Raw genomic sequence first — 24,570 nt, forward strand, 5'->3', positions numbered from 1 at the left:
GCATCTATCGCGACGCACCGGACCACTTCCGTCCCGGTCCGATATCGCCTTTTAGATTCGCCTTGCACTGAAGAGTTTGCGTCGAACGCGGAGAACTGGCCTTGCGTCTGATCAGGTGCCTCGCGCCCATCGCGCTGGGCCTCATGATTCTTGTCGCCGCGTATCCCGCGCGCGCGCTCGACGCCGTCAGCGTCCGTAGCGACGCGCCCGCGATCGACCTCACCGGCGTGCTCGAGCATCAGCGCAGCGATGCCGACCGCATCCAGGTCTCCACCGCGCCCGGCACCGACGGCATCGTCCGCCGCATCGAGGTGCGCGCGCGCGAAGGCGGGCAGAACTGGGTGGTGTTCGCGCTCGCCAACAACACCGACGACCAGCTCGACCGCCTGATCGTCGCACCGCACTATCGCATCGTCTCCTCCGGGCTGCTGTGGCCCGACCTCGGCCTGTCGCGCATCGCGACCATCACGCCCTCGATCGGCGATCGGCCGGAACGTCAGGAAAGCGCCACCGCGGACGTGTTCCGCATCACGCTCGACCCCGGCGCCGTCGTCACCTTCGTCGCGGAGCTGCGCACCGACAAGCTGCCACAGCTTTATCTGTGGGAGCCGGAAGCCTACAAGGACAAGGTCAACTCGTTCACGCTCTACCAGGGCATCGTGATCGGCATCTCTGGCTTGCTCGCGCTGGTGCTGACCATCCTGTTCGTGGTGAAGGGCAGCATCATGTTCCCGGCCGCCGCAGCGCTGGCCTGGGCGGTGCTGGTCTATATCGGCGTCGATTTCGGCTTCTGGGGCAAAGTGCTCGACATGTCGAACAACGCCGAGCGCATCTGGCGCGCGGCGGGCGAAGCGATCCTGGCGGCAACGCTGCTCGTGTTCCTGTTCGCATATCTCAATCTCAGCCGCTGGCACGTGCGCTATTCGCACATCACGATCGGCTGGCTCGCCTTTCTCGGCTCGCTGGTGGCGCTCGCGCTGTTCGATCCGGCGGTGGCCTCCGGCATCGCGCGTATTTCGCTGGTGCTGATCGCCTTCGCCGGCTTCGCGCTGATCGTCTATCTCTCCACCCACGGCTTCGACCGTGCGGTGCTCTTGATCCCGACCTGGTTCCTCCTGGTGGTCTGGGTGGCCGCCGCCGGCATGACGGTGGCCGGCTCCGTCACCAACGACATCGTCGGCCCGGCCCTGCTCGGCGGCCTCGTGCTGATCGTGATGCTGATCGGATTCACCGTGATGCAGCACGCTTTCGCCGGCGGCGGCGCCACCACCGGCATCGTCTCCGACATCGAGCGCCGGGCGCTGGCGCTGGCCGGCTCCGGCGATCTGATCTGGGACTGGGACGTGTCTGCCGATAAGGTCTTCACCAGCCCCGAGACCGAAGCCCTGCTTGGACTGAAGCGCGGCACGCTCGAAGGTCCTGCAGCCTCATGGCTCGAGGTGCTGCATCCGCTCGACCAGGATCGTTTCCGCGCCGCGCTCGACAGCGTGCTCGACCAGCGCCGCGGCCGGCTGGTGCAGGATTTCCGCCTGCGCACGCCGGACGGTCATTTCATGTGGTTCGCACTGAAGGCCCGGCCCGTGGTCGGCTCGGACGGCGAGGTCTCGCGCGTCGTCGGCACGCTCACCGACGTCACGGAATTGCGCAACGCCGAGGAGCGCCTGCTGCACGATTCCGTGCACGACAACCTCACCGGCCTGCCCAACCGCAAGCTGTTCATGGACCGGTTGGGTGCCGTCGCCAACTTCGCCAAGACCATGCCGACGCTGCGGCCGACGCTGATGGTGATCGACCTCGACCGTTTCAAGCAGGTCAACGATTCCGTCGGCATTGCGGTCGGCGATTCCATTCTGCTGACGCTGGCCCGCCGCCTCACCCGCATCCTGAAGCCGCAGGACACGCTGGCCCGGATGGCCGGCGACCAGTTCGGCCTGATCCTGCTCTCGGAGCAGGACCCGGCGCGCATCACCGCCTTCGCCGAGACCATCCGCAAGACCATCCGCGCGCCGATCGCCTTCAACGACCGGGAGATCTTCCTCACCGCCTCGATCGGCCTCGCGCTCTCCGATCCCCAGGTTCAGCTGACGGACGAGATCATCAAGGACGCCGAGCTGGCGATGTATCATTCCAAGCGCATCGGCGGCGACCGCATCGACGTCTACAAGCCCGCGATGCGCGCACGGAAGACCGATCGCCTGACCCTGGAGAGCGAGCTGCGCCGGGCCATCGAGCGGCAGGAGATCACCATCCTGTACCAGCCGATCGTGCGGCTGGAGGATCGCTCGATCGCCGGCTTCGAGGCCCTGGCGCGCTGGGATCATCCGAAGCTCGGGCGCATGGCACCGTCGGAATTCATCACCATCGCCGAAGAGACCGGCCTGATCGTCGACCTCGGCATGTTCGTGCTCGACCAGACCGCCAAGCAGCTCTCGATCTGGCAACGCGCGATGCGCTCGCGCGACCCGATCTTCGCCTCGGTCAACGTCTCTTCGCGGCAATTGCTGCGCCACGACCTGATCCACGACATCCGTACCGTGCTGTCGCGCTCCTCGGTTGCGCGCGGCACGCTGAAGCTCGAATTGACGGAATCGCTGGTGATGGAGAATCCGGAGCACGCCGCGCAGATGCTGACGCGAATCCGCGAGCTCGGCACGGGGCTGTCGCTCGACGATTTCGGCACCGGCCATTCCTCGCTGGCCTATCTGCAGCGCTTCCCGTTCGACACCATCAAGATCGACCAGTCCTTCGTGCGCACCACCAGCCGCGGCACCCGCCCGGTGATCCTGAAATCGATCATCGCGCTCGCGCACGATCTTGGAATGGACGTGGTGGCGGAAGGCGCCGAGACCGATTCCGACGCCGTCGAGCTCTACCAGATGGGCTGCGAATACGCGCAAGGTTTCGCTTTTGGCGAGCCGATGGACGCCGATGCCGCGATGCGCCTGCTGACGGAAGTGCGGCTCGAAGCGGCGAGCTAGCTCTGTCTGCGCCGCAGACTCATCAGCAGTCCAAGCCCCAGCAGCAGCGAGACCACCGCAAGACCGCCCCACACCAACCCCGCTTGCTCGAGGTAGACGTCCTGCGAGACCGGGTCGTAGCACCGGCCGAGTTCGTTGAAGCAGTCGCGCCAACGCCAATAGCGGGATTCGAAGGCGAGCGCTGACAGCATGCCCAACCCGATCAGCGCTGCGCCAAGGATCCCACCAAGCCAGCGCAGGATCATGCGGCGCGGCCTCACCGCTTCTTCGACTTCTGCTTCCTGAACCTCACGCTCTCGCCATCGGGCATGCGCGTCGCCACGAAGCCCGCGGCAAGGCACGCTTCGCGTTGCGGCATCTGGATGTCGGGGCTGCGCAGGCTGTCCCACCAGGAGGCGCGCTGCGCCGCGCGCGGCAGCGCCGCGCCGATGATCTCCTCGATCTGCTCGAAGCTCAGCACAAACTCCTCCTGCTTCTGCCGCAGCAGATAGTCGCGCAACGCGAGATAGTCGTTCACGATTGTCCTCTCACATCAGCTGCTCAAAACCGTGCGTCGCATAAACCGATTCTTAACTCATTGCGGCAGCGCCGTCCTACCTTAAACACTACTCAAGCTTTCGGGCGCATCCACTATGTCCGGGAGCAAACGATGCTGTCTGGATGGCGCGACGTCATGGCCCGCCAGCCGTGGCGGATTTCAGCGAAACTGCTGATCATATCGTCCGTGGTGACGGTGATCGGCTTTTCCGCCATTTGCGTCAACGTCATGCTCGACATGCGCCGGGGCGAGGAGGCGCTCGCCCGCCAGACGCTGGAGAACCTCGCGACCACCATCGAATCCGACGTGAACCGGAACGTCGAGATCTACGACCTGTCGCTGAAGGCGGTCGCCAGCAACATGCTGCTGCCCGAGCTCGCGACTGTTTCCAAGACGATCCGCCACCTGATCCTGTTCGACCATGCGACGACGGCCAAGCATTTCGGTGCCATTCAGGTCTTCGATGCCGAGGGCCGGCTGACCATCGACGCGTCCACGCTCGATCCCCTCGCCGAGAATCGGAGCGAGGAGGACTATTTCAGGGTGCATCGCGACAATCCGGGCGCCGGGCTCTTCATCAGCCGCCCGATGCTGTTTCGCGGTGCCTACTCGATCGTGCTGAGCCGCCGCATCAGCGATACCGACGGCGGCTTTCTCGGCGTCGTCGCCGGCTCGATCCGCTTCAGCTACTTCCACGAATTGTTCGAGCGTCTGAACCTCGACCCTGAAGACACCATCACGGTGCTCAAGCGCGATCGCACCATCATGATGCGGCGGCCGTTCGATCTCGACATCATCGGCACGAACCTGAACGACCGCCGAACCTGGAGAGCGGACAATCTCCGGGCCGGCGACTCCTATTCGGGACAGGGCCCGGTCGATCCGACGCCGCGGCTCTACGTCCGCAGCGGCGGCAGCGGACCGCTGTTCGTGGTGGCGGGCAAGCCTCTGGCCGCAGTATTCGAACTCTGGCAGAAAGAAGCCTACCGCATCGGCGCAGTTGTGCTGGCGCTCGCGCTGTTCGTGCTGGCATCGACGCTCGTGCTCGCGCGCGAGATCGGCAGGCGCGCCGAGGCCGAGCGAAAGCTCGAGGAGATGGCGACGACGGACGCACTCACCGGCCTGAAGAACCGCCGCAAGTTCGATTCCGTCATCGACACTGAATGGCGGCGCGCGATGCGCCAGAAGGTTCCGATCGCGCTGCTGATGATCGATGCCGATCACTTCAAGGCCTACAACGACACGTTCGGCCACCAGGCCGGCGACCAGGTGCTGGTCGGCATCGCCATCTGCATTTCCGATTCGGTGAGCCGCGCCGGCGACTGCGCCGCGCGCTACGGCGGCGAGGAATTCGCCGTACTGCTGCCGAACATGTCGGCCACCAACGCCTTCAAGGTCGCCGAGACCATCCGTCTCAAGGTGCAGGGCTGGTCCGACGATCAGGCAATGTCGACCGTCTCCTGCGGTATCGCAAGCCTCGTTCCCGATGCGGGTATGGATTGGCCGGTCCTGGTTGCCGCCGCCGACAAGGCGCTCTATGCCGCCAAGGCGGGCGGGCGTAATCAGTCGGTGGTGGCGAGCCTGCCGCAGCTGTCGCTGGTGGCGTGAAGAACTCTCTCGCCCTCGTCATTGCGAGCCAAGCGAAACAATCCAGATCGTCTCCGCGGAGGTAGCCTGGATTGCTTCGTCGCTTCGCTCCTCGCAATGACGAGTGGAGAGATAACGCTCGCTACTGCCCTAGATATTTCTTCATCTCCGCGATCAGCCCGTCGCGCAATTCCGGGCGCTTCATGCCGTAGGCGATGTTGGCGCGCAGGAAGCCGGGCTTGGAACCGCAATCGTGGCGCTCGCCTTCGAACTCGACCCCGTAGAACTTCTGCGACTTGGCAAGCCCGATCATCGCGTCGGTCAATTGGATCTCGCCGCCGGCGCCGCGCTCCTGGGTCTCCAGGATCTTGAAGATCTCCGGCTGCAGGATGTAGCGGCCGGTGATCGAGAGATTGGAAGGCGCGGTGCCCTTGGCCGGCTTCTCGACCATGCCGTCGACCTCGAACATCTTCCCGTTGCGCTTGCCGACGCCGCAGATGCCATATTGATGGGTCAGGTGATCGGGCACCGCCTCGACCGCGACCAGATTGGATTTCTCGCCGAGCGAGGCCGCCATCTCGATCATCTGCTTCAGGCAGCCGGGCGTGTTGAGCACGAGCTCGTCCGGCAGCACGACGGCGAACGGCTCGTTGCCGACGATGTCGCGCGCGCACCAGACCGCGTGGCCGAGGCCGAGCGGCGCCTGCTGGCGGGTGAAGCTGACGGCGCCGGCTTCGGGCTGGTTCTGGGCCAGGATGTCCTGCTCCGCCTTTTTGCCGCGCGCGGCCAGCGTCGTGTCGAGCTCGAACATCCGGTCGAAATGGTCCTCGATGACGTTCTTGTTACGGCCCGTGACGAAGACGAAATGCTCGATGCCGGCCTCCCTCGCCTCATCATAGACGTATTGGATCAGCGGCTTGTCGACGATGGTCAGCATTTCCTTCGGCATTGCCTTGGTGGCGGGCAGGACGCGGGTGCCGAGGCCGGCGACTGGGAATACGGCTTTGCGAATCTTCATGTGATTGATCGAATACCTGGGAGCACATGGGAACGGAGCAATGCACCTTGCTAGCCTGTTTGCAGCCGCCAACAAAGGCGGATGTGGGGCCTCGCCCCGACAGACTTAAGAAAAAGGCCGTCACCAAAATTTCACCTTTGTTAAGTTATTGGCAACGCTAACCAGGCCTCCTGTGGCGGATTTCTCGGGCCGACGGGTGGGACATGATGCAATCAGTGGCAGCGCGGGCAGGCTTTGTGGCCGGAGCAACGATGATCGCGGCGGCCTTGCTGCTGCCGGCCAGCGCGCACGCCCAGGCGCAGAACGGCCTGTCCAATCTGTTCGGCGGCATCTTCTCGGGGCCCAACCCCGCTCCGTCACAAGCAGCGCCGAGCCCCGGCGGCTCACAGACCGGACCGTTGCCTTGGAGCGGCGAGGATGGCGCCTCCGGCCACCCGCTGATGACGGCCGCCGCGATCCGCGAGGCAGCCGGCAATTTCAGCAATTGCGTCGCGGCGATGTGGCCCGATGCTGCACGGCGTGGCATCACGCAGGACAACTTTCAGCGCTTCACCGCGGGGCTCTCGCCTGACCTGCGCATCATGGACCTCATGGACTCGCAGCCGGAGTTCACCAAGTCGATCTGGAACTATCTCGACATTCTCGTGAACGACAACCGTCTCGCCAAGGGCCGCGAGATCCTCGCCACGTACAAGGCGCAGTTCGACGCGACCGAAAGGGCCACCGGCGTCGACCGCTACATCATCGCCTCGATCTGGGGAATCGAGTCCAATTATTCGACGCAGATGGGTGATCGCAGCGTGCTGCAATCGACCGCGACACTCGCCTGCGTCGGCCGGCGCCAAGCCTATTTCAAGGACGAGTTCCTGTCCGCGCTGGAGATCCTCAATCGCGGCGATCTCAGGCCGGAGCAGCTGCGCGGCTCCTGGGCCGGCGCCTTCGGCCCGACGCAGTTCATGCCGACCGCCTTCAAGCGGTTCGCGGTGGATGGGGATGGCGACGGCAGGCGCGACGTCGTCGACAATCCCACCGACCTGATTGCATCGACCGCCAACAATCTCAAGAAGGACGGCTGGCAGTCGGGCCAAACCTGGGGCTACGAGGTCGTGGTGCCCCGGGGCTTCAACTACATGCTGGCCGACCGCTCCAAGGCGATGCCGATCGCGCACTGGGAAAAGCTCGGGCTCAAGCGGGCGACAGGCCAGCCCTTCCCACATCCCTCGCAGAAGGCTTACCTGCTGGCGCCGGCCGGCGCCCAAGGGCCGGGCTTCCTGATGCTGCAGAACTACCGCGTCATCATGAAGTACAACCCGGCCGAGGCCTATGCGCTGGCGATCGGCCATTTCGCCGACCGCTTGCGCGGCGGGCAACCCTTCGTGCAGCCTTGGCCCCGCCAGGAGCGGGAGCTGTCGCGCACCGAGCGGCTGGAACTGCAGCAGCTCCTGGCGCAGCGCGGCTTCTACAAGGGCACCCCGGACGGGCAGTTCGGCGGCCAGACCCGTGAGGCGTTGCGCCACTTCCAGGCCTCGATCGGGGCGCCCGCGGACGGATTCGCTTCATCCGACATGCTGGACCGGCTCCGCGGGCGGTAAAATCGCGCGGAAAGTAACCCTGAACCGGATTTTCGGCAGGCCGGCTTGACGGCGCCAGCCGTTCTCCGGTGCATGGCAGAAGAATCCGCAAGAGAATCTGCCCGCTTGGCGCCTGATTCCGTTATTATATCGAGCTAAATTCGATCCCCCATTGCGCGTGCCCGAGATCGCATGTCGAAGAAGTCCCTGTTCAAGGCGCTGACCGAGACCGGCCCGTTGATCGCGCTGGGGACGGCGCTTGCGATCCTGGTCTCGATCGCAGCGCCAGCCTCTGCGCAATTCTTCAACTTCCCGGGCTTCGGCGGACCGCCGCAGCGCGCGGCGCCACCGCCGCCGAGGGGCGGCGGAGGTGGTGGCGGCTGGTTCGGCGGAGATTTCTTCGCACCGTTCCAACAGCCGCCGCCGCAAGCACCGCGCCAGGACTTTTCGCGCGCGCCGACGCCGACCAAGCGGGACACCATTCCTGAGAAGAACGTGCTGGTGATCGGCGACGCCATGGCCGACTGGCTCGCCTATGGCCTGGAAGACGCCTACGTCGAGCAGCCCGACATGGGCGTGATCCGCAAGCACAGGACGAATTCGGGCCTGATCAAGTACCAGCCAAGGGGTGAACCCTCCGACTGGGCGGCCGCCGCGAAGGGTATCCTCGAGACCGAAAGGCCTGATGTCATTGTCGTCATGCTCGGCCTCAACGACCGCGCCGCAATCCGCGAGCCCGCAGCCGACAAACCGGACAAGGCCACGGAAAAGGATAAAGAGAAGGACAAGAAGCACGACAAAGCGGCGCGCGCCAAGCAGCCGGCCAAACCCGGCGAGACGAAGCCGGGCGCCGAGAGTGCCGCCAAGCCGGACGACAAGCCTGCCGATGCCGATCTGCCGCAGGACGACGCCGACAATGCCGATACGCCGGCCGCAGCGCCGGAGAAGACGGCGCGCAACCCCAACGGGCTCTACGAATTCCGCGACGACCGCTGGGTCGAACTCTACGGCAAGAAGATCGAGGAGCTCGCCAACATCCTCAAGTCGAAAGGCGTGCCGGTGCTCTGGGTCGGCCTGCCTGCAGTTCGCGGCCCCAAGGGCACCGCGGACACGCTGTTCCTGAATTCGCTCTATCGCGAAGGCGCGGCCAAGGCCGGGATCACCTATGTCGACGTGTGGGACGGCTTTGTCGACGAAGCGGGGCGCTTCCTTCAGAAGGGCCCGGACTTCGAGGGTCAGATCCGTCAGCTCCGTAGCTCGGACGGCGTCTATTTCACCAAGGCCGGCGCGCGCAAGCTCGCGCACTTTGTCGAGCGTGAGATTACGCGCCTGCTCGCGGGCCGCTCCGGCCCGATCGCGCTGCCGAGCGAGCCAGCCACTCCCGATACCAGCGCCGAGCCGGGCAAGCCCGCGCCCCGGCCGCTGGCCGGGCCGATCGTGCCGCTGGTCGCAGCCTCGATCTCGACCGATCAATTGCTTGGCGGTCCCGGGACGCGTCCCGCTGCCGTCGATGCGCTCGCTGCGAAGACCATGGTGAAGGGTGAGCCGCTTGCGGCGCCTGCCGGCCGCGCTGACGATTACGCCTGGCCGCGCCGGGAAGTCGGCCGGGAGCAGGCCAAGGGCGATGCGCCGATGGCCGCAACGACGCCGGAGGGCGGCCCAGCTCAGGGTTCGCCGGGAGCGGCCGCCGCGGTCGCGCCGCCGAAGCTCGCGCCGAAAAAGCCGCCGATGCCGCCGCAGCAGCCCCAGCAGCAGCCTGCACAGGCCTCACCGTCATTTCGGGATTTCTTCGGCTTCGGTTCTCCGCAACCTCCCCCGCGTCAATTCGCGCCGCCGCCGGGACTGCGCAATCCAGCGCAAAGCCCTCCGATCCCGCGTCCGCCTGGCAACGTCGGGCGATCGGCGGAGATGTTCCGGTAGTCGATCTCGTTCCCGGCGCGTCGCGAGACTCTTTGCGATATGCCGCAGAGCTGGGCTCCGCCGCCTTCCAGTTCAGCAAAGAATCGGCCCCGGGTGAACAGCGCATCACTGGGTGCTGCGCTGCTTCCGGGGCACGAGCAGGTGAGCTTTCCGGTCCGCCTTAATAGCGCCAGCGCTGCGGCGGGCGGCGGGCGGGCCGCGACATCAGGAGCGCCAGCGCGAAGCCGATGCCGCCGGCAACCAGCAGCGCGCCGAGCGGATTGTCCTGCACCTTCTGCGCGATAGCCTTCGAGCCGTCGCGGAAGGTATCGCCGCTGTTCTCGTAAGCGTCCTTGGCGTAGCTCGCCGCGGTGTCCGTGGCATCACGCACGGCATCCTTGGCCTGGCCGTAGAGATTCTGCACCGTGCCCGCGGCTTCCCGCGCCTTGCCCGACGCCTGTGTCTTCGCATCGCCTGCCATGTCTCCGACCGCGCCTTCGGCGCGCCCGGCGAATTCCTTGGCCGACCCAACAATCCGATCCGTGTCCATGATGATCCTCCTCGATGGTCAGCCGGGGTAACCGATCAGAAGCAGCCCAGTTCCACGTCGTTACGAAAGTGTAGGAGGCGTGCCCGGATGGAGCGAAAGCGCAGGCGGGGAACGGTCCTGCGCGAGGCGAGAGGCCGAGATCGATGGCTCTCACGCATTCCGCGCCATCAGCCCACCGTCGACCGGTATCACCGCGCCGGTGAGGAAGGACGCGGCCGGCAGGCACAGGTTCAGCGTCATATGCGCGACTTCCTCGGGATCGCCGTAACGGCCGAGCGCGGTGCGGCGCTTGGCGTAGATGGTCTTGTGCTCCTCCGAGATGCGGTCAGTGATCGCCGTGCGGATCGGGCCTGGGCAAATGCAGTTGACCGTGATGCCCTCGCGGCCAAGCTCCACGGCGAGCGAGCGCGTGAGGCTCGCGACGCCGCCCTTCGCTGCCGAATACGGGCTGTGCAGCGCGGTGGCCCCGAGAGCCTCGGTCGAGGCAATGTTGACGATGCGCGGGCTTTTCGACTTGCGCAAGTGGGGCAGTGCAGCGCGGATGATGCGCGGATGCGCCGTCAGCATGACGGCAATGCTCCTGGCCCAGGCGTCCTCATAGGCCTCGTCGTCGATCGCGACACGCACGGAAATGCCGGCATTGTTGACGATGATATCGAGCCCGCCGAAATGCGCGGCGATATCGCCGACCACCTTCTTGATCTCGCCGCCGTCGGCGACATCGAGCTTCCACGCCCTGGCAGACGCACCGCTCGCCGCGATTTCCCTGGCGAGCGCATGCGCGCCTTGCTCGTCGTAATCGGTGACGGCAACGTTCGCGCCCTCGGCGGCGAACACGCGCGCGGTTGCGCGCCCCATGCCGCTGGCTGCGCCGGTGACGAGTACGGTCAGGCCCTTCACAGACCGGCTGAGTTCTTTGAAGTCGGACATGGGTCTCCTCGCGAGGTGCTTGTTCTTGTTATGATTGACAAGGCTGGCATCGATCCGCAGACAGGTCAAACAAGCAAGACAAAAGGGGAGGCCACGATGGCAAACGAGCTCGATTTCTCAGGCAAGCAGGTGCTGGTCGTCGGCGGTTCCAGCGGCATCGGCAACGGCATCGCGCAGGCCTTTCGCGCGAGGGGCGCGCAGGTCGCGGTCTGCGGGACGCGCGCTCGCGCAACGGAATATTCTGCGGAGGAGGGCTCCGATCTCACGGGCCTTGCCTATGACCAGCTCGACGTCAGCAATGCCGGCGCGATCGAGACGTTCAGGCCGCCCTTCGATAAGGTCGATGTGCTCGTGCTCGCGCAGGGCGCGGTGCTCTATCGCCGCGGCGAGTTCGAGATGGCCGGCTTTCGCAAGGTGGTCGAGGTCAACCTGATGAGCCTGATGGCCTGCGCCACTCGTTTCCATTCCATGTTGCGGGATTCCAAGGGTTCGCTGATCATCGTGTCCTCGACCGCGGCCTATCATTCCACCATGGGCAATCCCGCCTACAACGCCTCCAAGACCGGTGCGGTCGGATTGACGCGGACGTTGGGCGAAGCCTGGGCCGAAGACGGCATCCGCGTCAACGGCATCGCCCCGGGGCTCGTCGACACCAAGATGACGAAGGTGACGACCGACAATCCGAAGCGGCTCGAAGGTGCTCTCGCGCGCATCCCGCTGCGGCGATTGGGCACGCCGGCCGACATGGCGGGCGCGGCACTGTTCCTGGCTTCGCCGCTGTCATCCTACATCATCGGCCAGACGCTGGTCGTCGATGGCGGGCTCATCTTGTAACGTGCCGGTCTTGTGGCGGGGATTGCGCGTCGCATCAGCCCGGTTGCGGCGCCGCGCTCACCGCGCCAGCCATTGCGCGACGTCCTTCTGCGAAGCTGCGCGCGCCTCGGCATCCATGCCGAGATGACCGCGCTCGGGCGCGGCGGCATCGCTGCTGCCGGCGTGAAGCGGCATGCTGGCGCGGTCGAAATCGTGATCGGCGCCGGGATAGACCACGATGCGCGCGAGGGCGCTGCGGCCGCGCGCGCCATCCACCATCTGACGGCAGGCCGGCGGCGGCGACACGTCGTCTGCGGCCCCGATCAGCACAAGCGTCGGCACCCGCGTGCTCCATCCCAAACCCGCCGCGATCCGGCAATCCGGATAGAACGCAACCGCGGCGCGGAAATCCGGACTGAGATCGCGCGCCGCGCTCTGCGGACGCACGGCCCAGAGCAGCGCGTTTGCCCCGTTCGCCCATCCGATCAGGCTGACGCGGTCGCGCGCCACCCAGCTCTGCTTCATCAGCCAGGCACGTGAGGCTGCGATGTCGGTGACGCGGTCGCGCCGCGCCTTGACGTGCATTTCCTTGACGCGACATTGCGGCCCGAGCTCGCGCGAGCCGTAACTGTCGGGCAGCAGCACGGCATTGCCGACCTTGAGCAGGCGCTCGGCCCACGCCCGGTAGCGCGGCAACACGGGATCGGAGTGGCCGCCGAGGCCGCCGCAACCATGCAGCGCGATCACGGTCGGAAACGGCCCTGCGCCCTCGGGCTTGTAAAGCTGCGCATGGAGAATCCCGGACGCAATCGGAATGTCCACCGGCTGCGGTGCCGGCGCGGCCCACGCGGCCGACATCAGCAGCGCCAGGAACATGGCGGCCGGCGGCAGGCGCCGCGGACTCTGACGAAGCAGGCCCCGGAACCGGCCCGCCTTCACCCGAGGTATTATCAAGCGGAAACGATGGCAAGACATCATGAACCGGCGGATTTGACGGGCGGACAATCCACCCTATCTATGCTACATCCCATCAACATCGTGCCCCTCCAAGGCCTTACGTGGAGAGGCCTTCCGCGGAGACTTTCGACCGTGCTGAACAAGTTCGGCCCCTCGGGCCATGGCGAAGCGCAGGTGCAGTATCTCGACGGCGATTTCCGCGTGATCTCGCCGGGGACGTTCGTGCGCTGCGCGATCACCGGGACGCGAATCCCGCTCGACGAGCTGAAGTACTGGAGCGTTGATTTGCAGGAGGCCTACGCTACGCCCGCCGCGGTGCTGCAGCGGCACTTTCCCGGGGCGCAGAAACAGTCGTGATGTCGTAGATTGGGCAAAGGCGCAACGCGCCGTGCCCGCTCTCACGCGAAGACCAGCACGAACAAGGGGGGCACGCTTCGCTTTGCCCGCTGTATGAGATCGAGGCCCCGGCATCGTTCAATTTCATCGAATCCTTCGGTCGTATTGAATCCATAGGATCGCTGCGATGAATGTGGTCTGAATGGCGAACGATGGATGGCGAGCCAAGCCGTCCGAAATCAGGGCCTCGAGAACCTTCGTTCGCGCGCCTTGTAGAGATGATCGCTGATCAATCTCCGGAGCGCGGCCGGATCATCGAAGTCGAGCCGGACGGCGAATGGCACGATGTCATCGGGCACTCCCGCGCCGCCGCGCAAGCGCGCCAGATCCTTCTCCGTCGTGACAAGTGTGAGCTGCTCGCGCCGCGCCTCCGCCGCGAGCGCAGCGAGCTCGTCGATCGAGAACATGTGGTGGTCGGCGAATGCGCGCGTATGGGCGACATCGATGCCGCTGGCGCGAAGGGTGCGGAAGAAGCGATCGGGATCGCCGATGCCGGCGAAGGCGAAGACCCGCTTGCCGATCAGCTGCGCGAGCGAAGTCGCATCGGGCTTCAGGCGGGCGCGCAGCTCGGGCTTGTTGCGCTTCGCAACCTCCGCGGCGACCTCGTTGGCGGCATTGCCGCCGCCGATCAGCACCAGCGCATCGGTGCGCGAAAGCTGGGCCTTCAGCGGCGCACGCAAGGGACCGGCGGGAAACACCTCGCCGTTACCGAGGCCGCGCTCGCTATCGATCACGATCAGCGAGACGTCCTTGAGCAGGCGCGGGTTCTGAAAACCGTCGTCCATCAGGATCACGGTGGCGCCTCGCGATTTCGCCAGCGCGACGCCATCGAGACGATCGCGCGCCACGACAACCGCGACGTCGCGCGCCATCATCAGGGGCTCGTCGCCGACCTCGGCCGCGGTATGTCGTGCACCATCGACCATCACCGGGCCCTCCAGGCGCCCGCCATAGCCGCGGCTGAGCACCACGGGCGTCTCGCCGAGCTCGCGAAGCAGCTTCGTCAGCGCAAGCACCGTCGGCGTCTTGCCGGCGCCTCCGACATGGTAGTTGCCGACGCAGATCACGGGAATGCCGGCGTCCACGCCTTGGCGCAGCATGCGCCATGCGGTGATGGCACCGTAGAGCGCGCCCAGGGGACGGAGGACAAGCGATAGCGGGGAACGTGGCCGGTACCAAAAGGCCGGCTCACGCATTGGCCGCCCCCATCTCGATCCGCAATTGCAGGAGATACGGCTCGAGCGCGATCATGGTGCGATCGAGCGCACCGCCGAGCTGCTCGACCACGTTGCCACCTGCGCGCTGCACCTTTTCGCGCACCGTCGGCTCGCCCAGCAGCAGGCCAAGCTGCTTGACCAGGGCCTCCTGCGTGTCGGCCTGCCGCGCCCCGCCACTGCTGTCGAGCGCTTCATATACGTCGCTGAAGTTGAAGACGTGCGGACCATGCACGACCGCGGCGCCAAGCTTGATCGCCTCAATCGGATTCTGGCCGCCATGGCGGACCAGCGATCCGCCCATGAACACGACTCCCGAGAGTCGATAGAACAGGCCGAGCTCGCCCATCGTGTCGGCAACATAGATGTCGGTCGTGGCCGTCGGCAGCTCCTCGCGCGAGCGCAGGCTGGGCTTCAGGCCCGAGGCCGTGATCAGGCCTGCAATCGAGGAGCCGCGGTCCGGATGCCGCGGCACGATCACGGTGAGAAGTTGCGGGAAGAAACCGGAGAGGCTGCGATGCGCGGCGACCAGCATCTCGTCCTCGCCCGGATGGGTCGAGGCAGCGACGATGATCGGCCGCCCGCGCGTCATCGCCGCCAAGCGTTCGAGCTTGGCGGGATCGGCCGGGGGCGCCGGCACATCGAGCTTCAGATTGCCCGTGGTGACGACGTCGCGGCCGCCGAGCGCGGCAAAGCGCTCGGCATCGGTCTTCGACTGCGCAAGGCAAATGTCGAACCGCGACAGCAGTGCCGAGATGGTGCCGTGCATGCGCCGCCAGCGTGGGAAGGATCGCGGCGACATCCGTCCGTTGATCAGCACCATAGGCACCCGGCGCGCCGCGCCCGCGAGGATCAGGTTCGGCCACAGGTCGGATTCGATGAACAGCGCCAGGGAGGGTTTCCAGTGGTCGAGGAAACGCGCGACATAGCGCGGCGAGTCGTACGGCACGTATTGATGGATGACGTCGGGCGGAAAGCGCTTTGCCACCACCGCCGCCGAGGTGACCGTGCCCGAGGTGAGCAGGATGCGCAGATTGAGATCGCGCAGTCGTTCGATCAGCGCCGCCGCGGCCAGAACCTCGCCGACGCTGGCGCCGTGGATCCAGACCAGCGGACCATGCGGCCGCACGTCCCGGGAAAGCCCCCGCCGTTCGCCGACGCGCGCGGGATCCTCCTTGCCCTGCTTCAGCCGCCGCTTGATCAGCGCAGGCGCGAGCGGAACCAGGCCGGATGCCAGGCGCCGATACATCCGCAGCGTCATCGGCAGCGCAATGGGAAGCGACTTAGGCATCTTCCGGTCCCGGGCGGCCGAGCTGCGCATAGGCGCGCCGGGTCGCCTCGTTCAGCGTGTCCTCCAGCTCCTGCCGCAACGCTTCCATCGTGGCGGCATCGGCATCCGGTGGAACGTGGATTTCCTTGATGCCGACCAATGCGCCCCGCCCGAACGGCAAATTGATGGTGGTGCGATCCCAGTTCTTCAGCCGGACGAAGCGGCTGGTCGCCATCGCGAAAGGCATGATCGGCCGCCCCGATTCCCTTGCCAGCATGATAATGCCGAGCCCCGCCACGCGCGAGCGCTTGGGGACATCGGCGGTCAGCGCGACATTACAACCGGCCTGAAGCGTCCGCACCATTTCCTTGAAGGCACCCACACCACCCTTGCGATGGAACGCCCCGCCGTGGTCGCCGGAGCCGCGGATGGTGCCGATGCCGAGCCGTTCGGCGGCGATCGCATTGAACTCGCCGTCGCGATGGCGGGAGATCAGGACCTTGGCCCGATAGGAGGCCTTGTCCTGGTTCTTGATGAAGGGCGTGAGGAAATGCTGGCCGTGCCAGAACGCGAAGATGGCGGGGAGCTGCGGCTCGACGCGTCCATAGACATCAGGCGGATCGATCGTGAACTTGTTGGTCCGCCAGACCAGACGCAGATACTCGGCCGCCAGGACCCCGACGGCACGCTGAAACCAGCTGCTTCGCAGCGTATTGCGAAGCAGTTTTTTCAACGCGCCGGTTCTTGATTCGGGTCGAGCAGCCGATGCAGGTGGACGATGAAGTAGCGCATCTGCGCGTTGTCGACCGTGCTCTGCGCCTTGGCGCGCCAGGCCGCATGGGCGGCGGCATAGTTCGGATAGAGGCCGACGATATCGACGTCATCCAGATTCTTGAAGGTGTTGTGCTCGAGATCGACGAGCTCGCCGCCGATGACGAGATGAAGCAATTGTTGCGGGGCGCTATCTGGCATGGCTTCTGTTCCTAACGGGCTGCCCGGCAAAGCAGTGTTCGACAAGCACGACGGAAGCGCTTCAGGCCAAGGGACGGTTGCGAAAATGCGCGACAATGCCCGCATGACGATCGCGTCCCGCTGCCACCAGCACCCCGTGCGCCACTTCCCGGCGGTTATAGAGGATGGGTTCTCCGGAGAGGTCGCTCATTCTACCATCCGCTTCCTGCACGATCAAATCGGCCGCCGCAAGGTCCCAATCATGGCTGTTGCCCCCCGCAAAGGCCGCATCCAGCGCGCCATGGGCGACCCGACACAGACGTAGCGCGAGCGAGCCGATTCGCCGATGCAGCTTGATGTCGCCGAGTGACGGCTTCAGCCGCTCGACCAGCGGCTTCGGGCCAGCGACGCGGGCGAAGTCGAGTTCGGATCCGGCCGTCGCGCTGACCGGCTCGTCGTTGAGCGTCGTGCCCTGGCCGCGCACTGCAAAGAAGAATTCGTCGCTGGCCGGTGCGAACACCGCGGCAAGCACCGGCGAGGCGTCCTCCACCAGCGCGACGCTGACGCACCATTCGTCATGGCCCCCCAGATAATTGCGCGTGCCGTCGATGGGATCGACGATCCATGTCAGCCGCCGCGACAGCCGCGTAGCGTCGTCAGCGCTCTCTTCGGACAGCCAGCCATAGTCGGGAGTGGCCGTGCGAAGGCGCGCTTCGAGCAGGTCGTTGACGGCGATGTCGGCCTCCGACACCGGCGAGGATGCGCCCTTGGTCCACCTCCTCAGCTCGGTGCGGAACATCGACTGCGCGAGCGCGCCCGCTTCCCTCACCGTGTCCTTCAGCAGCGCCGCATCGCGCGTCAGGATCGTCAGGTCCAGTACGTGCGCGTCAACGTCCGCCAAGCGTCAAACCCTCGATGCGCACCGTCGGCGCATTGATGCCGTACCGGAACTCGAGATTGTTCGCGGGCTGCATCGACTTGAAGATCTCGAACAAATGGCCGGCGATCGTCACTTCGCTGACGGGATAGGTGATCTCGCCGTTTTCGATCCAGAAGCCGGAGGCGCCCCGGCTGTAGTCGCCGGTGACGCCGTTGACGCCTGAACCGATCAGGTCGGTGACGTAGAAGCCCTGCTTGATGTCGGAGATCAGCTCGGCCGGCGTCGGCGTGCCAGGCTCGAGATGCAGATTGTACGGACCGGGCGAGGGCGAGGAGGAAACGCCGCGATGGGCGTGACCGGTGGTGGTGAGACCGAGTTCGCGTGCGGTGGCGCAATCGAGCAGCCAGGTCGTCAGCACGCCCTCGTCGACCAGCGCCGCCCTCTTCACCGCGACGCCTTCGGCATCGAAGGTCTGCGAGCGCAGGCCCCGCCGGCGCAGCGGATCATCGACGATGCGGATGTTCTTCGCGAACAACTGCTGGCCGAGCTTGTCCTTCAAGAAGCTCGTCTTGCGCGCGATCGAGGCGCCGTTGATGGCGCCGACCAGATGACCGACCAGCGAGCCTGCGACGCGCGGATCGAACACCACGGGCACCTTGCAGGTCTCGACCTTGCGCGGATTGTAGCGCGCCACGGTGCGCTCGCCGGCGGAACGGCCGACCACCTCCGGGGACAGCAGATCGGCGCCGTGCGGCGCCGAGGTGAAGTCGTAGTCGCGCTCCATGCTGGTGCCCTCGCCTGATATGGCGGTGGCCGAGATGCCCTGGCTGGAGCGCAGATAGGAGCCGTGGAAGCCGGTGGAGGTGACGAGCACCATGCCCCCGATGCCGGCGGATGCGGAAGCGCCGCCAGACTTGGTTACGCCCTTTACGCCGAGCGCCGCCGCTTCGGCCGCGAGCGCGCGACGCTCGAGCTCGGCGGTCGTGGGCAGATCGGGATCGAGCAGGTCGAGATCAGGGAAGTCGCGCGCGAGCAGCGCGGGATCGGCGAGGCCGACATACTTGTCGTCGGGCGCGACACGCGCCATCGCGACCGCACGCTCGGCGAGCTTGGTCACGGCATCGCCGCTGACGTCGTTGGTGGAGACCACCGCCTGGCGCTGGCCGACCAGCACGCGCAGACCGACATCGTCACCCTCGGATCGCTCCGATTCCTCGACCCGGCCGTCGCGAACCTCGACGCCCTGCGAGACGCCCCGCACCGCGACCGCATCGGCCGCATCCGCACCGGCGCGCCTGGCCGCCTCGACCAGCCGCTGCGCGAGATCGGAAAGTGCGGACTGATCGAACAGGTCGCGATTGGCCTGCGACGTTTTTTGGGTCGAAGGCGTCGAGCTTGGTGAAGAGTTCACGAACGAAATCCTGTTGGGGCGGGGTTCGGGACCGGAACCCACAGATGTGCCCTGATCGCGTGGACTTCAAGCATTTTCAGCCCGCCAAAAGCTCAGATTCGCGACTTCGGCGCAACGTCTCGTCAATCATGCGCGCCAAGGTCTTGTCAATCATGAGTAGCAGTGACGGTAGGTTAACCAGCCTTTTTAAGCGGTTTCGGAAAGCGGCGCGATAAGGTCCTCGCATCGACCGGGAACATAATCCCGGCGGGGAGAACCAAGCCGTGAGGCGTCAAACAGCAACATGCGGGATCGCTCCCGCCGGGTCGAGCCGCTTCCTGCGGCTCGACCCTCTTTCCCTTCCGGTCCGCTTCGATGCGCATGATCCGCGCGCCGACGGATACACCAGGCAAATCGAGCTTCATCGCGAGCGTGTCGTGCTGCGCCGTGCCGTTCGCGGCATGCAGATGGCGATCAACGTGCGCGTCGCCGACTTCACCGGCGTCGCATTGCGTGGCAATGACGAAGCGCGGACGCTCGTGCTCGTGCATCGCGATCCCTCACTGTCCATCCCGCTGCTGGTCGGCGCCGATGCTGACGAGATCGCCGAGGCCTGGGCGATCTGGAGCGAGCTCTTCGCGCTGCCCCAGCTCGACGAAGGCGCTCGCAAGCCCGCAGCGCGCCGCCGCCGCGCCAACGCGATCCGCGCCCGGCGCCCGAAATTCTTGATGCGCCGGCGTGCCGGCATCGCCCGCGAGCTGTCCGTTCATCGCGGCGAGCGCGAGATCATCGCGCGGAATTGAGTTTGGTCTTGCAGGGTGGGTAGCCAAAGGCGTAACCCGCCTCTTCTGCTTCCGTCGATGGAAACAGTGGTGGATTGCGCTTGGCCAATCCGCCCTGCGCAATGCGCTACGCGGCCTGCATGACCGCATCCGCCAGCAATCCCGCGAACAGCAGCAGACCTGCATCGCGGTTCGACTTGAACAGGCGCAGGCACAGTTCGGGATCGTCGATCCTCAAGCGCATGATCTGCGATGCCAGATGTACGGCGAAGGCGGCAAGCCCGAGCCAGGCCGGCCAGCCTGCATCTCCAGAGGCCAGCGCGACACCGATCAGCATTACCGCGAGACCATAGAACAGGATCAGCGCCTGATGCGTATGCGCGCCGAAAAGGCGCGCGGTCGACTTGATGCCGATCAGCGCATCGTCCTCGGCGTCCTGATGTGCGTAGATCGTGTCGTAGCCGATTACCCAGGAAATGGCGCCGGCATAGAGCACGAGCGCGGTCAGGTCGATGCGTCCGAAGGTGACCGCGAACCCCATCAGGGCGCCCCAGGAAAAGGCGAGGCCAAGCACGATCTGCGGCCACCAGGTGATCCGCTTCATGAAGGGGTAGATCGCGACGATCAAAAGCGAGGCGATGCCGGTCAGAATCGCAAAGCGGTTGAACTGCAGCAACACCACGAGGCCGATCAGGGCTTGGGCGACCATGAAGACCAGCGCCTGTCTCGTGGTCACCTGCCCCGACGGCAGCGGTCGCGAGCGCGTGCGCTCGACCTTGTCGTCGAGATCGCGGTCGGTGATGTCGTTCCACGTGCAGCCCGCCCCGCGCATGACGAAGGCGCCGATGAAGAACAGCAAGATGGTGAGGGGCAGGTCGCGAACGTCGTGCGCCATGCCGGCGGCGAGCGCCGCCGACCACCAGCATGGCATCAAGAGAAGCCAGGAGCCGATCGGACGGTCGAAGCGGGACAAGCGCAGATAGGGCCGCGACCAGTGCGGCGCGATAGTATCGACCCAGTTGCCGGTGGAATCGGCAACGCGGGCGGATGAGTCGCTCATCGGGTCAGGACGTTTCCGTTGAGCGTATCGAAGGTGCTGCCGCCCTTCCTGCTGGCATTGGCTTCCGGCGCGGAGCCCGAGCCCAGCACCTCGCTCAGCGAGGGCCCGGCAGGACGCGCCTGTTGCTGCTGCATCTGCTGCGCAACGTTGCAGACCTTGGTCGCCATGGCCTCGGTGTTCTTGTGGCCGTCCTTCATCTGCGCGCCGATCTGCGGCGGGATTCCGCACTTCGCGGCGTTGGCCTCGATGTATTTGATCATCTTCACTTCAGCCTGGCTGAAGTTGCGGATCAGCTTGCAGGCCTCGTCGGGCGGTGCGCGGCGGTCGCTCGCAGCCTTGATCAGCTTGCCGCGCTTCTCGGCTTCCTCGCGCAGAGGAGCGAAGGCCTTCATGCAGTCATCGCCGGGACCAGCCTGCGTCGGCGGAGCCGCGCTGAAGGCGCCGGGGCCGCCGATTGGGGCGGCGCCGTTCACGGGAAAGGACGATTGCGGCGCCGCGCCGACTGAAGCGGTCGGTGCCGAACCGTTGACGGGGGGAAACGGGGAATTGGCGGCGGCCTGATTGGGCAGCGGCGCCGGGAACGCGCTTTGCGCATAAGCGCCGGAGGCCCCCACGGAGACCAGGGCGGCGATGATCGGAACCATCAGATGACGGATCATGAAGACAGTCTCTCCGGCAGGAGCTTACGGGACTCGGCGTCTTTCCAATTGAAGCGCAACCAGCGTGTTCGCGTTTTTACGATTCCCGCCGGGCCTTAACAACCCGTTGAATAGGGCAAGAGCGCGGCGCGGGGACGCATCAATTCGGCGATATTTACCCCCAGAAGCCCCGATTTCGGTTAAGAACGGCGCCAAGTCGGACCTTTGACGATGCCCTCCCACGATTTTCGCGCCCCCCGCCTGTTCGTCGACGCCCCCCTCGTGCAGGACGCCCGGGTGCCGCTCGACCGCGACCAGAGCAATTATCTGGGCAACGTGCTGCGGCTTGCCGCCGGAGCCGCGGTCCTGGCCTTCAACGGCCGCGACGGCGAATGGCAGGCCGCCATCGAGGGCCGCAAGCGGCCGGATGCCCTGGTGATCCTTCAGCAGACCCGGCCCCAGGACCGACTCGCCGACCTCACCTATGTCTTTGCCCCACTCAAGCATGCCCGACTGGACTACATGGTGCAGAAGGCCATCGAGATGGGGGCCGCCGCCCTGCAACCAGTCCTGACCCGGTTTACCCAGGCCTCCCGCGTCAATACCGAGCGCATGCGCGCCAATGTCGTCGAGGCCGCCGAGCAATGCGGGATCCTCAGCATCGCCGCCGTTGCCGAGCCGGTCCCGCTGGAGCGCTTCCTAAGCCAGCGCCCGGCGGGTCGCTTGCTGATCTTCTGCGATGAGGCGACGGAGGTCCAAGATCCCGTTCAGAGCCTGCAAGGCGCCCACGACGCCGCCGAAGGTATCGACGTGCTGATCGGCCCCGAAGGCGGCTTTGCCGAGGAAGAGCGGGCCCTGCTGCTGCGGCAGCCCAAGATCCTGCGGCTGGCGCTGGGCCCGCGGATCATGCGGGCCGACACCGCCGCAGTGGCCGCCCTGGCGCTGGTGCAGGCGGTGCTGGGCGATTGGCGCGGTGGTAGCGGCTAGATCGTTTCCCGCATCGCGCGGTGCAGGGTCTCGGACGGCAGTTCCCCGAAGGCTGCCCTGTAGCTCGCCGCAAACTCGCTCAGATGCCGGAAGCCATGTGCAATCGCGCAGGCCTTCACACTGCGCCGCGCCGGACCGCTGCGCAGTTGCTTGCGCACCGACCAGAGTCGCAGGATTCGGCTATAGCGGTGCGGGCTCATGCCGCAGATGGCCCGTGTCGCGCTCTGGAGAGTGCGAACGGACACGCCGACCTGGTTGGCCAGTTCGGTCGTCTTGTGCCAGACCGTCAGATCTTGCCGGATCAGCCTTTCCATCTCCGCGACGATCCGCCGATAGCCCTCCGTCGCGGACGACACAGGTCCGCCGCTTACGCCGGTGCAAAGCGCAGCTTCCATCGTGCCGAGCAGGGACTGCTCGACGGCCGTCAATGACATCGGCTGGTTCAGGAAGTCCGGGTCATGAGCCGCGATTTCCAGCGTGACAGAGATCAGACGGCGCAGCGAGACGAGTACTTCCGATGCCGGATTCACCAGATGATAGCCATCAGTCAGTTGCGCCCAGGGCTCGCGCTGGGGCGGAGCGAAATACACGACAGCCATCAGGCGGCCCTCAGGCTCATACACCACGCAATCAGAGGTACCCTTCAGAATGACGATAGAACTGCCCATCGGTTGGCCGTTGATGCGGGCCGAGGTCACGTTATCCATCGGCACGACGAAGGCGGCGGCACTGGTCAATTGATAGCCGCGAATGATCCGCGGAAAGGTTCTTACCAGAGACAGGGTCAGGCTCGGCAAGCTGAGCCGGGCCCGCATGATGGCCGTCGTCCCGACCGACAGCGGCATGCTGGATGCGCCGGCATATCTCTCGGTCTCGCCGAAATGGTCGATGTCATACGCCCTGAGCTCGAGGGACGACGAAGGCTTGAGTCCCTGGAAGGACATCAATAGGTCCGTGGCCAGATTTTGCGCTCCGTGGCGCGCAGTATCGAGATGGCCTTGATCCATGCCGTGCCGCTTACTTTGCCTTCTTTGCCGATGTGGCGCTCTTGGAGGCACGCAGATCATCCGGCCCGTTGATGCCGGCACGCTTGAGGTCGCGAAGCAGCTTCATCAGCAGCAGCATGTTGGTCTTCTGCAGTTCGTGGTTGTTTCCAAACCTGAATGCGTTCTGCTCGGTCACGATCAGCCCGGCTTTGGTCTCTTCAAGAATCTTCCGCCTCTTCAGGCCCGTCACGCGACGGCGAACCGTCTCGAGCGGAAGGCTGAGAAAGCGGGAGAGTGCCGCACGCGAGACCCCCTGCTTGATCACATCCGGCTCGACGGCATGAATGCTGGAGAATTTCTCGTCCAAGACGGGATCGTTCATTACATGGATGACATTCGCGTTCAGAACCGCATGAACGATAAGAAGATCCAGCGGATCAAACTCGTCGTAATGCCGGAACAACTCGCTCATCGAGAACAGCATATAGGCCAGCGTATGCCGCGAGACCGTCCGGATGATGTCTGAAGCATTGCGCATGAATCGGAACCAACATTGATGTTGTAAACGATGGCTATGGCGAACGGATCACCGGCCATACCCAAAATGAGTATGCGACGACTTGCCAGCGGTCTTCGATTTCTCATTGTGACGCTCGGCCTTGGGCGCAATCAGCCCTCGTTTGCCGACGCGTTCGCGAGGTGTGAATGCTGGATGTTCGGCGTCTCTGTCGAACCGATTGCCGCCATGACTTTGGTGCGCGAGCACGCATCCAAGCGTTTCGGCAGTGCGATCGGCCTCAAGGTGGCGATGAAAGAGATGGCTATGAACGAAGATGTTCTGTTGAGCGCGAGGCAGTTCGAGGCGCTGCGGCTCATCAAAACGTTTCTCCGGCTCACAACCCCCCGCAGGAGGCAGAGGGTACTCGAACTCGCCGAGCATCTTGCGGAAGAAGCCGAATCCACCGCGACAGCGTCGGCGTTTGCCGCGACTGATGCATCATCCGCGGACCCGGCCAGAGACGTTCCCGTCCCGACCGAATGAAAAGCCGATCCTCTCTTCCGCCTCGCCTCGCGGCGAAACTCGACGCGAGGCAGGGTATCAAAATACCAGGAGTGGAAGTCCAAACAGTGCCTATTTCATGCGCTGTCGGCAGTCCGGCAGCGCTCCCGACTTG

General features: G+C 65.4%; 25 protein-coding genes. 9 read left to right on the top strand and 16 right to left on the bottom strand.

Translation table 11 applies throughout. The annotated features are described in order from the left end of the window. The first annotated feature begins 101 nt into the window (after window positions 1-101). Entirely contained in the window at window positions 102-2,978 is a 2,877-nt protein-coding gene (locus K408_RS0101145; RefSeq protein WP_024337548.1) for an EAL domain-containing protein, read from the top strand. Here the strand turns inward: K408_RS0101145 and K408_RS37455 are convergent. Together K408_RS37455 and K408_RS0101155 are read right to left on the bottom strand one after the other, a co-directional pair. Beyond that, entirely contained in the window at window positions 2,975-3,223 is a 249-nt protein-coding gene (locus K408_RS37455) for a hypothetical protein (protein WP_024337547.1), read from the bottom strand. The genes K408_RS0101145 and K408_RS37455 overlap by 4 nt on opposite strands. 11 nt (window positions 3,224-3,234) lie before the next feature. Beyond that, entirely contained in the window at window positions 3,235-3,495 is a 261-nt protein-coding gene (locus K408_RS0101155; RefSeq protein WP_024337546.1) for a DUF7662 domain-containing protein, read from the bottom strand. 132 nt (window positions 3,496-3,627) lie between these two features. Between K408_RS0101155 and K408_RS0101160 the strand changes: the two genes are divergently transcribed. Then, window positions 3,628-5,124 carry a sensor domain-containing diguanylate cyclase gene (locus K408_RS0101160; RefSeq protein WP_024337545.1) on the top strand — a complete coding sequence of 499 codons (1,497 nt, stop codon included), beginning with the start codon at window positions 3,628-3,630 and terminating at the stop codon, window positions 5,122-5,124. Window positions 5,125-5,245: 121 nt separating this feature from the next. On the opposite strand, the gene K408_RS0101165 is transcribed toward K408_RS0101160, so the two are convergent. After that, on the bottom strand, window positions 5,246-6,121 hold the full coding sequence (locus K408_RS0101165; protein ID WP_024337544.1) for a UTP--glucose-1-phosphate uridylyltransferase: 876 nt from the start codon (window positions 6,119-6,121) through the stop codon (window positions 5,246-5,248). Window positions 6,122-6,324: 203 nt separating this feature from the next. Here K408_RS0101165 and K408_RS0101170 point away from each other — a divergent pair, with 203 nt between their 5' ends. Together K408_RS0101170 and K408_RS0101175 are read left to right on the top strand one after the other, a co-directional pair. Then, window positions 6,325-7,713: a lytic murein transglycosylase gene (locus tag K408_RS0101170; protein WP_024337543.1), complete on the top strand. Its 1,389-nt coding sequence runs from the start codon at window positions 6,325-6,327 to the stop codon at window positions 7,711-7,713. Window positions 7,714-7,884: 171 nt separating this feature from the next. Further along, the gene (locus K408_RS0101175) at window positions 7,885-9,612 is read left to right on the top strand and encodes an SGNH/GDSL hydrolase family protein (RefSeq protein ID WP_024337542.1); all 1,728 of its coding nucleotides are present in this window, start codon (window positions 7,885-7,887) and stop codon (window positions 9,610-9,612) included. Between the two features lie 160 nt (window positions 9,613-9,772). On the opposite strand, the gene K408_RS0101180 is transcribed toward K408_RS0101175, so the two are convergent. Both K408_RS0101180 and K408_RS0101185 read right to left on the bottom strand, forming a co-directional pair. Continuing rightward, window positions 9,773-10,141: a CsbD family protein gene (locus K408_RS0101180; RefSeq protein WP_024337541.1), complete on the bottom strand. Its 369-nt coding sequence runs from the start codon at window positions 10,139-10,141 to the stop codon at window positions 9,773-9,775. Between the two features lie 150 nt (window positions 10,142-10,291). After that, window positions 10,292-11,071 (bottom strand): SDR family NAD(P)-dependent oxidoreductase, encoded by a 780-nt coding sequence (locus K408_RS0101185; RefSeq protein WP_024337540.1) that lies wholly within the window; start codon window positions 11,069-11,071, stop codon window positions 10,292-10,294. A 96-nt stretch (window positions 11,072-11,167) separates the two neighbouring features. On the opposite strand from K408_RS0101185, the gene K408_RS0101190 reads away from it, so the two are divergent. Then, a complete protein-coding gene (locus K408_RS0101190) occupies window positions 11,168-11,905 on the top strand; it encodes an SDR family NAD(P)-dependent oxidoreductase (protein WP_024337539.1) in 738 nt (245 codons plus the stop codon). A gap of 57 nt (window positions 11,906-11,962) precedes the next feature. Here the strand turns inward: K408_RS0101190 and K408_RS0101195 are convergent, their stop codons facing one another. After that, entirely contained in the window at window positions 11,963-12,760 is a 798-nt protein-coding gene (locus tag K408_RS0101195; RefSeq protein WP_028145770.1) for a dienelactone hydrolase family protein, read from the bottom strand. A gap of 213 nt (window positions 12,761-12,973) precedes the next feature. Here K408_RS0101195 and K408_RS0101200 point away from each other — a divergent pair, with 213 nt between their 5' ends. Beyond that, on the top strand, window positions 12,974-13,198 hold the full coding sequence (locus K408_RS0101200) for a DUF2093 domain-containing protein (RefSeq protein WP_024337537.1): 225 nt from the start codon (window positions 12,974-12,976) through the stop codon (window positions 13,196-13,198). A 218-nt stretch (window positions 13,199-13,416) separates the two neighbouring features. Here K408_RS0101200 and lpxK read toward each other — a convergent pair whose 3' ends face one another. The 6 genes from lpxK to K408_RS0101230 form a co-directional block, all read right to left on the bottom strand. After that, on the bottom strand, window positions 13,417-14,433 hold the full coding sequence (lpxK, locus tag K408_RS0101205; protein WP_024337536.1) for a tetraacyldisaccharide 4'-kinase: 1,017 nt from the start codon (window positions 14,431-14,433) through the stop codon (window positions 13,417-13,419). Next, window positions 14,426-15,772 (bottom strand): 3-deoxy-D-manno-octulosonic acid transferase, encoded by a 1,347-nt coding sequence (locus tag K408_RS0101210; protein WP_024337535.1) that lies wholly within the window; start codon window positions 15,770-15,772, stop codon window positions 14,426-14,428. The genes lpxK and K408_RS0101210 overlap by 8 nt, the downstream gene beginning before the upstream one ends. Continuing rightward, complete coding sequence (locus K408_RS0101215) at window positions 15,735-16,454, bottom strand: lysophospholipid acyltransferase family protein (protein ID WP_024337534.1); 720 nt, start codon at window positions 16,452-16,454, stop codon at window positions 15,735-15,737. The genes K408_RS0101210 and K408_RS0101215 overlap by 38 nt, the downstream gene beginning before the upstream one ends. Further along, window positions 16,451-16,693, bottom strand: coding sequence for a DUF4170 domain-containing protein (locus K408_RS0101220; protein WP_024337533.1), 243 nt, complete (start codon window positions 16,691-16,693; stop codon window positions 16,451-16,453). Before K408_RS0101220 ends, K408_RS0101215 begins: the two co-directional genes overlap by 4 nt. A gap of 61 nt (window positions 16,694-16,754) precedes the next feature. Next, complete coding sequence (locus tag K408_RS0101225; RefSeq protein ID WP_024337532.1) at window positions 16,755-17,573, bottom strand: 3'(2'),5'-bisphosphate nucleotidase CysQ; 819 nt, start codon at window positions 17,571-17,573, stop codon at window positions 16,755-16,757. Further along, window positions 17,560-18,963 (bottom strand): TldD/PmbA family protein, encoded by a 1,404-nt coding sequence (locus K408_RS0101230; RefSeq protein ID WP_024337531.1) that lies wholly within the window; start codon window positions 18,961-18,963, stop codon window positions 17,560-17,562. Before K408_RS0101230 ends, K408_RS0101225 begins: the two co-directional genes overlap by 14 nt. A 263-nt stretch (window positions 18,964-19,226) precedes the next feature. Between K408_RS0101230 and K408_RS0101235 the strand changes: the two genes are divergently transcribed. Further along, window positions 19,227-19,745 carry a DUF6101 family protein gene (locus K408_RS0101235; RefSeq protein WP_024337530.1) on the top strand — a complete coding sequence of 173 codons (519 nt, stop codon included), beginning with the start codon at window positions 19,227-19,229 and terminating at the stop codon, window positions 19,743-19,745. A gap of 106 nt (window positions 19,746-19,851) precedes the next feature. Here the strand turns inward: K408_RS0101235 and ubiA are convergent, their stop codons facing one another. Both ubiA and K408_RS0101245 read right to left on the bottom strand, forming a co-directional pair. Continuing rightward, on the bottom strand, window positions 19,852-20,784 hold the full coding sequence (gene ubiA, locus K408_RS0101240) for a 4-hydroxybenzoate octaprenyltransferase (RefSeq protein ID WP_024337529.1): 933 nt from the start codon (window positions 20,782-20,784) through the stop codon (window positions 19,852-19,854). Continuing rightward, entirely contained in the window at window positions 20,781-21,443 is a 663-nt protein-coding gene (locus tag K408_RS0101245) for a hypothetical protein (protein WP_024337528.1), read from the bottom strand. The genes ubiA and K408_RS0101245 overlap by 4 nt, the downstream gene beginning before the upstream one ends. 210 nt (window positions 21,444-21,653) lie before the next feature. Between K408_RS0101245 and K408_RS0101250 the strand changes: the two genes are divergently transcribed. Then, a complete protein-coding gene (locus tag K408_RS0101250) occupies window positions 21,654-22,409 on the top strand; it encodes a 16S rRNA (uracil(1498)-N(3))-methyltransferase (RefSeq protein WP_024337527.1) in 756 nt (251 codons plus the stop codon). Here K408_RS0101250 and K408_RS0101255 read toward each other — a convergent pair. Both K408_RS0101255 and K408_RS0101260 read right to left on the bottom strand, forming a co-directional pair. Further along, complete coding sequence (locus K408_RS0101255; protein ID WP_024337526.1) at window positions 22,406-23,416, bottom strand: helix-turn-helix domain-containing protein; 1,011 nt, start codon at window positions 23,414-23,416, stop codon at window positions 22,406-22,408. The genes K408_RS0101250 and K408_RS0101255 overlap by 4 nt on opposite strands. A 10-nt stretch (window positions 23,417-23,426) precedes the next feature. Next, window positions 23,427-23,933 carry a hypothetical protein gene (locus K408_RS0101260; RefSeq protein ID WP_024337525.1) on the bottom strand — a complete coding sequence of 169 codons (507 nt, stop codon included), beginning with the start codon at window positions 23,931-23,933 and terminating at the stop codon, window positions 23,427-23,429. 72 nt (window positions 23,934-24,005) lie between these two features. Here K408_RS0101260 and K408_RS43245 point away from each other — a divergent pair, with 72 nt between their 5' ends. Beyond that, the gene (locus tag K408_RS43245; RefSeq protein ID WP_245265872.1) at window positions 24,006-24,437 is read left to right on the top strand and encodes a hypothetical protein; all 432 of its coding nucleotides are present in this window, start codon (window positions 24,006-24,008) and stop codon (window positions 24,435-24,437) included. The last annotated feature ends 133 nt before the right edge of the window (window positions 24,438-24,570 follow it).

It is taken from the genome of Bradyrhizobium sp. in8p8 (genome assembly GCF_000426845.1).
Lineage (GTDB): Bacteria > Pseudomonadota > Alphaproteobacteria > Rhizobiales > Xanthobacteraceae > Bradyrhizobium > Bradyrhizobium japonicum_C.

What these genes read in the sequence shown, in the direction of transcription:
- K408_RS37455 (WP_024337547.1), bottom strand. Translation starts at nt 3,223, where the DNA reads ATGATCCTGCGCTGGCTTGGTGGGATCCTTGGCGCAGCGCTGATCGGG.
- K408_RS0101160 (WP_024337545.1), top strand. Translation starts at nt 3,628, where the DNA reads ATGCTGTCTGGATGGCGCGACGTCATGGCCCGCCAGCCGTGGCGGATT.
- K408_RS0101165 (WP_024337544.1), bottom strand. Translation starts at nt 6,121, where the DNA reads ATGAAGATTCGCAAAGCCGTATTCCCAGTCGCCGGCCTCGGCACCCGC.
- K408_RS0101170 (WP_024337543.1), top strand. Translation starts at nt 6,325, where the DNA reads ATGATGCAATCAGTGGCAGCGCGGGCAGGCTTTGTGGCCGGAGCAACG.
- K408_RS0101175 (WP_024337542.1), top strand. Translation starts at nt 7,885, where the DNA reads ATGTCGAAGAAGTCCCTGTTCAAGGCGCTGACCGAGACCGGCCCGTTG.
- K408_RS0101180 (WP_024337541.1), bottom strand. Translation starts at nt 10,141, where the DNA reads ATGGACACGGATCGGATTGTTGGGTCGGCCAAGGAATTCGCCGGGCGC.
- K408_RS0101185 (WP_024337540.1), bottom strand. Translation starts at nt 11,071, where the DNA reads ATGTCCGACTTCAAAGAACTCAGCCGGTCTGTGAAGGGCCTGACCGTA.
- K408_RS0101190 (WP_024337539.1), top strand. Translation starts at nt 11,168, where the DNA reads ATGGCAAACGAGCTCGATTTCTCAGGCAAGCAGGTGCTGGTCGTCGGC.
- K408_RS0101195 (WP_028145770.1), bottom strand. Translation starts at nt 12,760, where the DNA reads ATGTTCCTGGCGCTGCTGATGTCGGCCGCGTGGGCCGCGCCGGCACCG.
- lpxK (WP_024337536.1), bottom strand. Translation starts at nt 14,433, where the DNA reads ATGCGTGAGCCGGCCTTTTGGTACCGGCCACGTTCCCCGCTATCGCTT.
- K408_RS0101210 (WP_024337535.1), bottom strand. Translation starts at nt 15,772, where the DNA reads ATGCGCAGCTCGGCCGCCCGGGACCGGAAGATGCCTAAGTCGCTTCCC.
- K408_RS0101220 (WP_024337533.1), bottom strand. Translation starts at nt 16,693, where the DNA reads ATGCCAGATAGCGCCCCGCAACAATTGCTTCATCTCGTCATCGGCGGC.
- ubiA (WP_024337529.1), bottom strand. Translation starts at nt 20,784, where the DNA reads ATGAGCGACTCATCCGCCCGCGTTGCCGATTCCACCGGCAACTGGGTC.
- K408_RS0101245 (WP_024337528.1), bottom strand. Translation starts at nt 21,443, where the DNA reads ATGATCCGTCATCTGATGGTTCCGATCATCGCCGCCCTGGTCTCCGTG.
- K408_RS0101250 (WP_024337527.1), top strand. Translation starts at nt 21,654, where the DNA reads ATGCCCTCCCACGATTTTCGCGCCCCCCGCCTGTTCGTCGACGCCCCC.
- K408_RS0101255 (WP_024337526.1), bottom strand. Translation starts at nt 23,416, where the DNA reads ATGGATCAAGGCCATCTCGATACTGCGCGCCACGGAGCGCAAAATCTG.
- K408_RS0101260 (WP_024337525.1), bottom strand. Translation starts at nt 23,933, where the DNA reads ATGCGCAATGCTTCAGACATCATCCGGACGGTCTCGCGGCATACGCTG.
- K408_RS43245 (WP_245265872.1), top strand. Translation starts at nt 24,006, where the DNA reads ATGCGACGACTTGCCAGCGGTCTTCGATTTCTCATTGTGACGCTCGGC.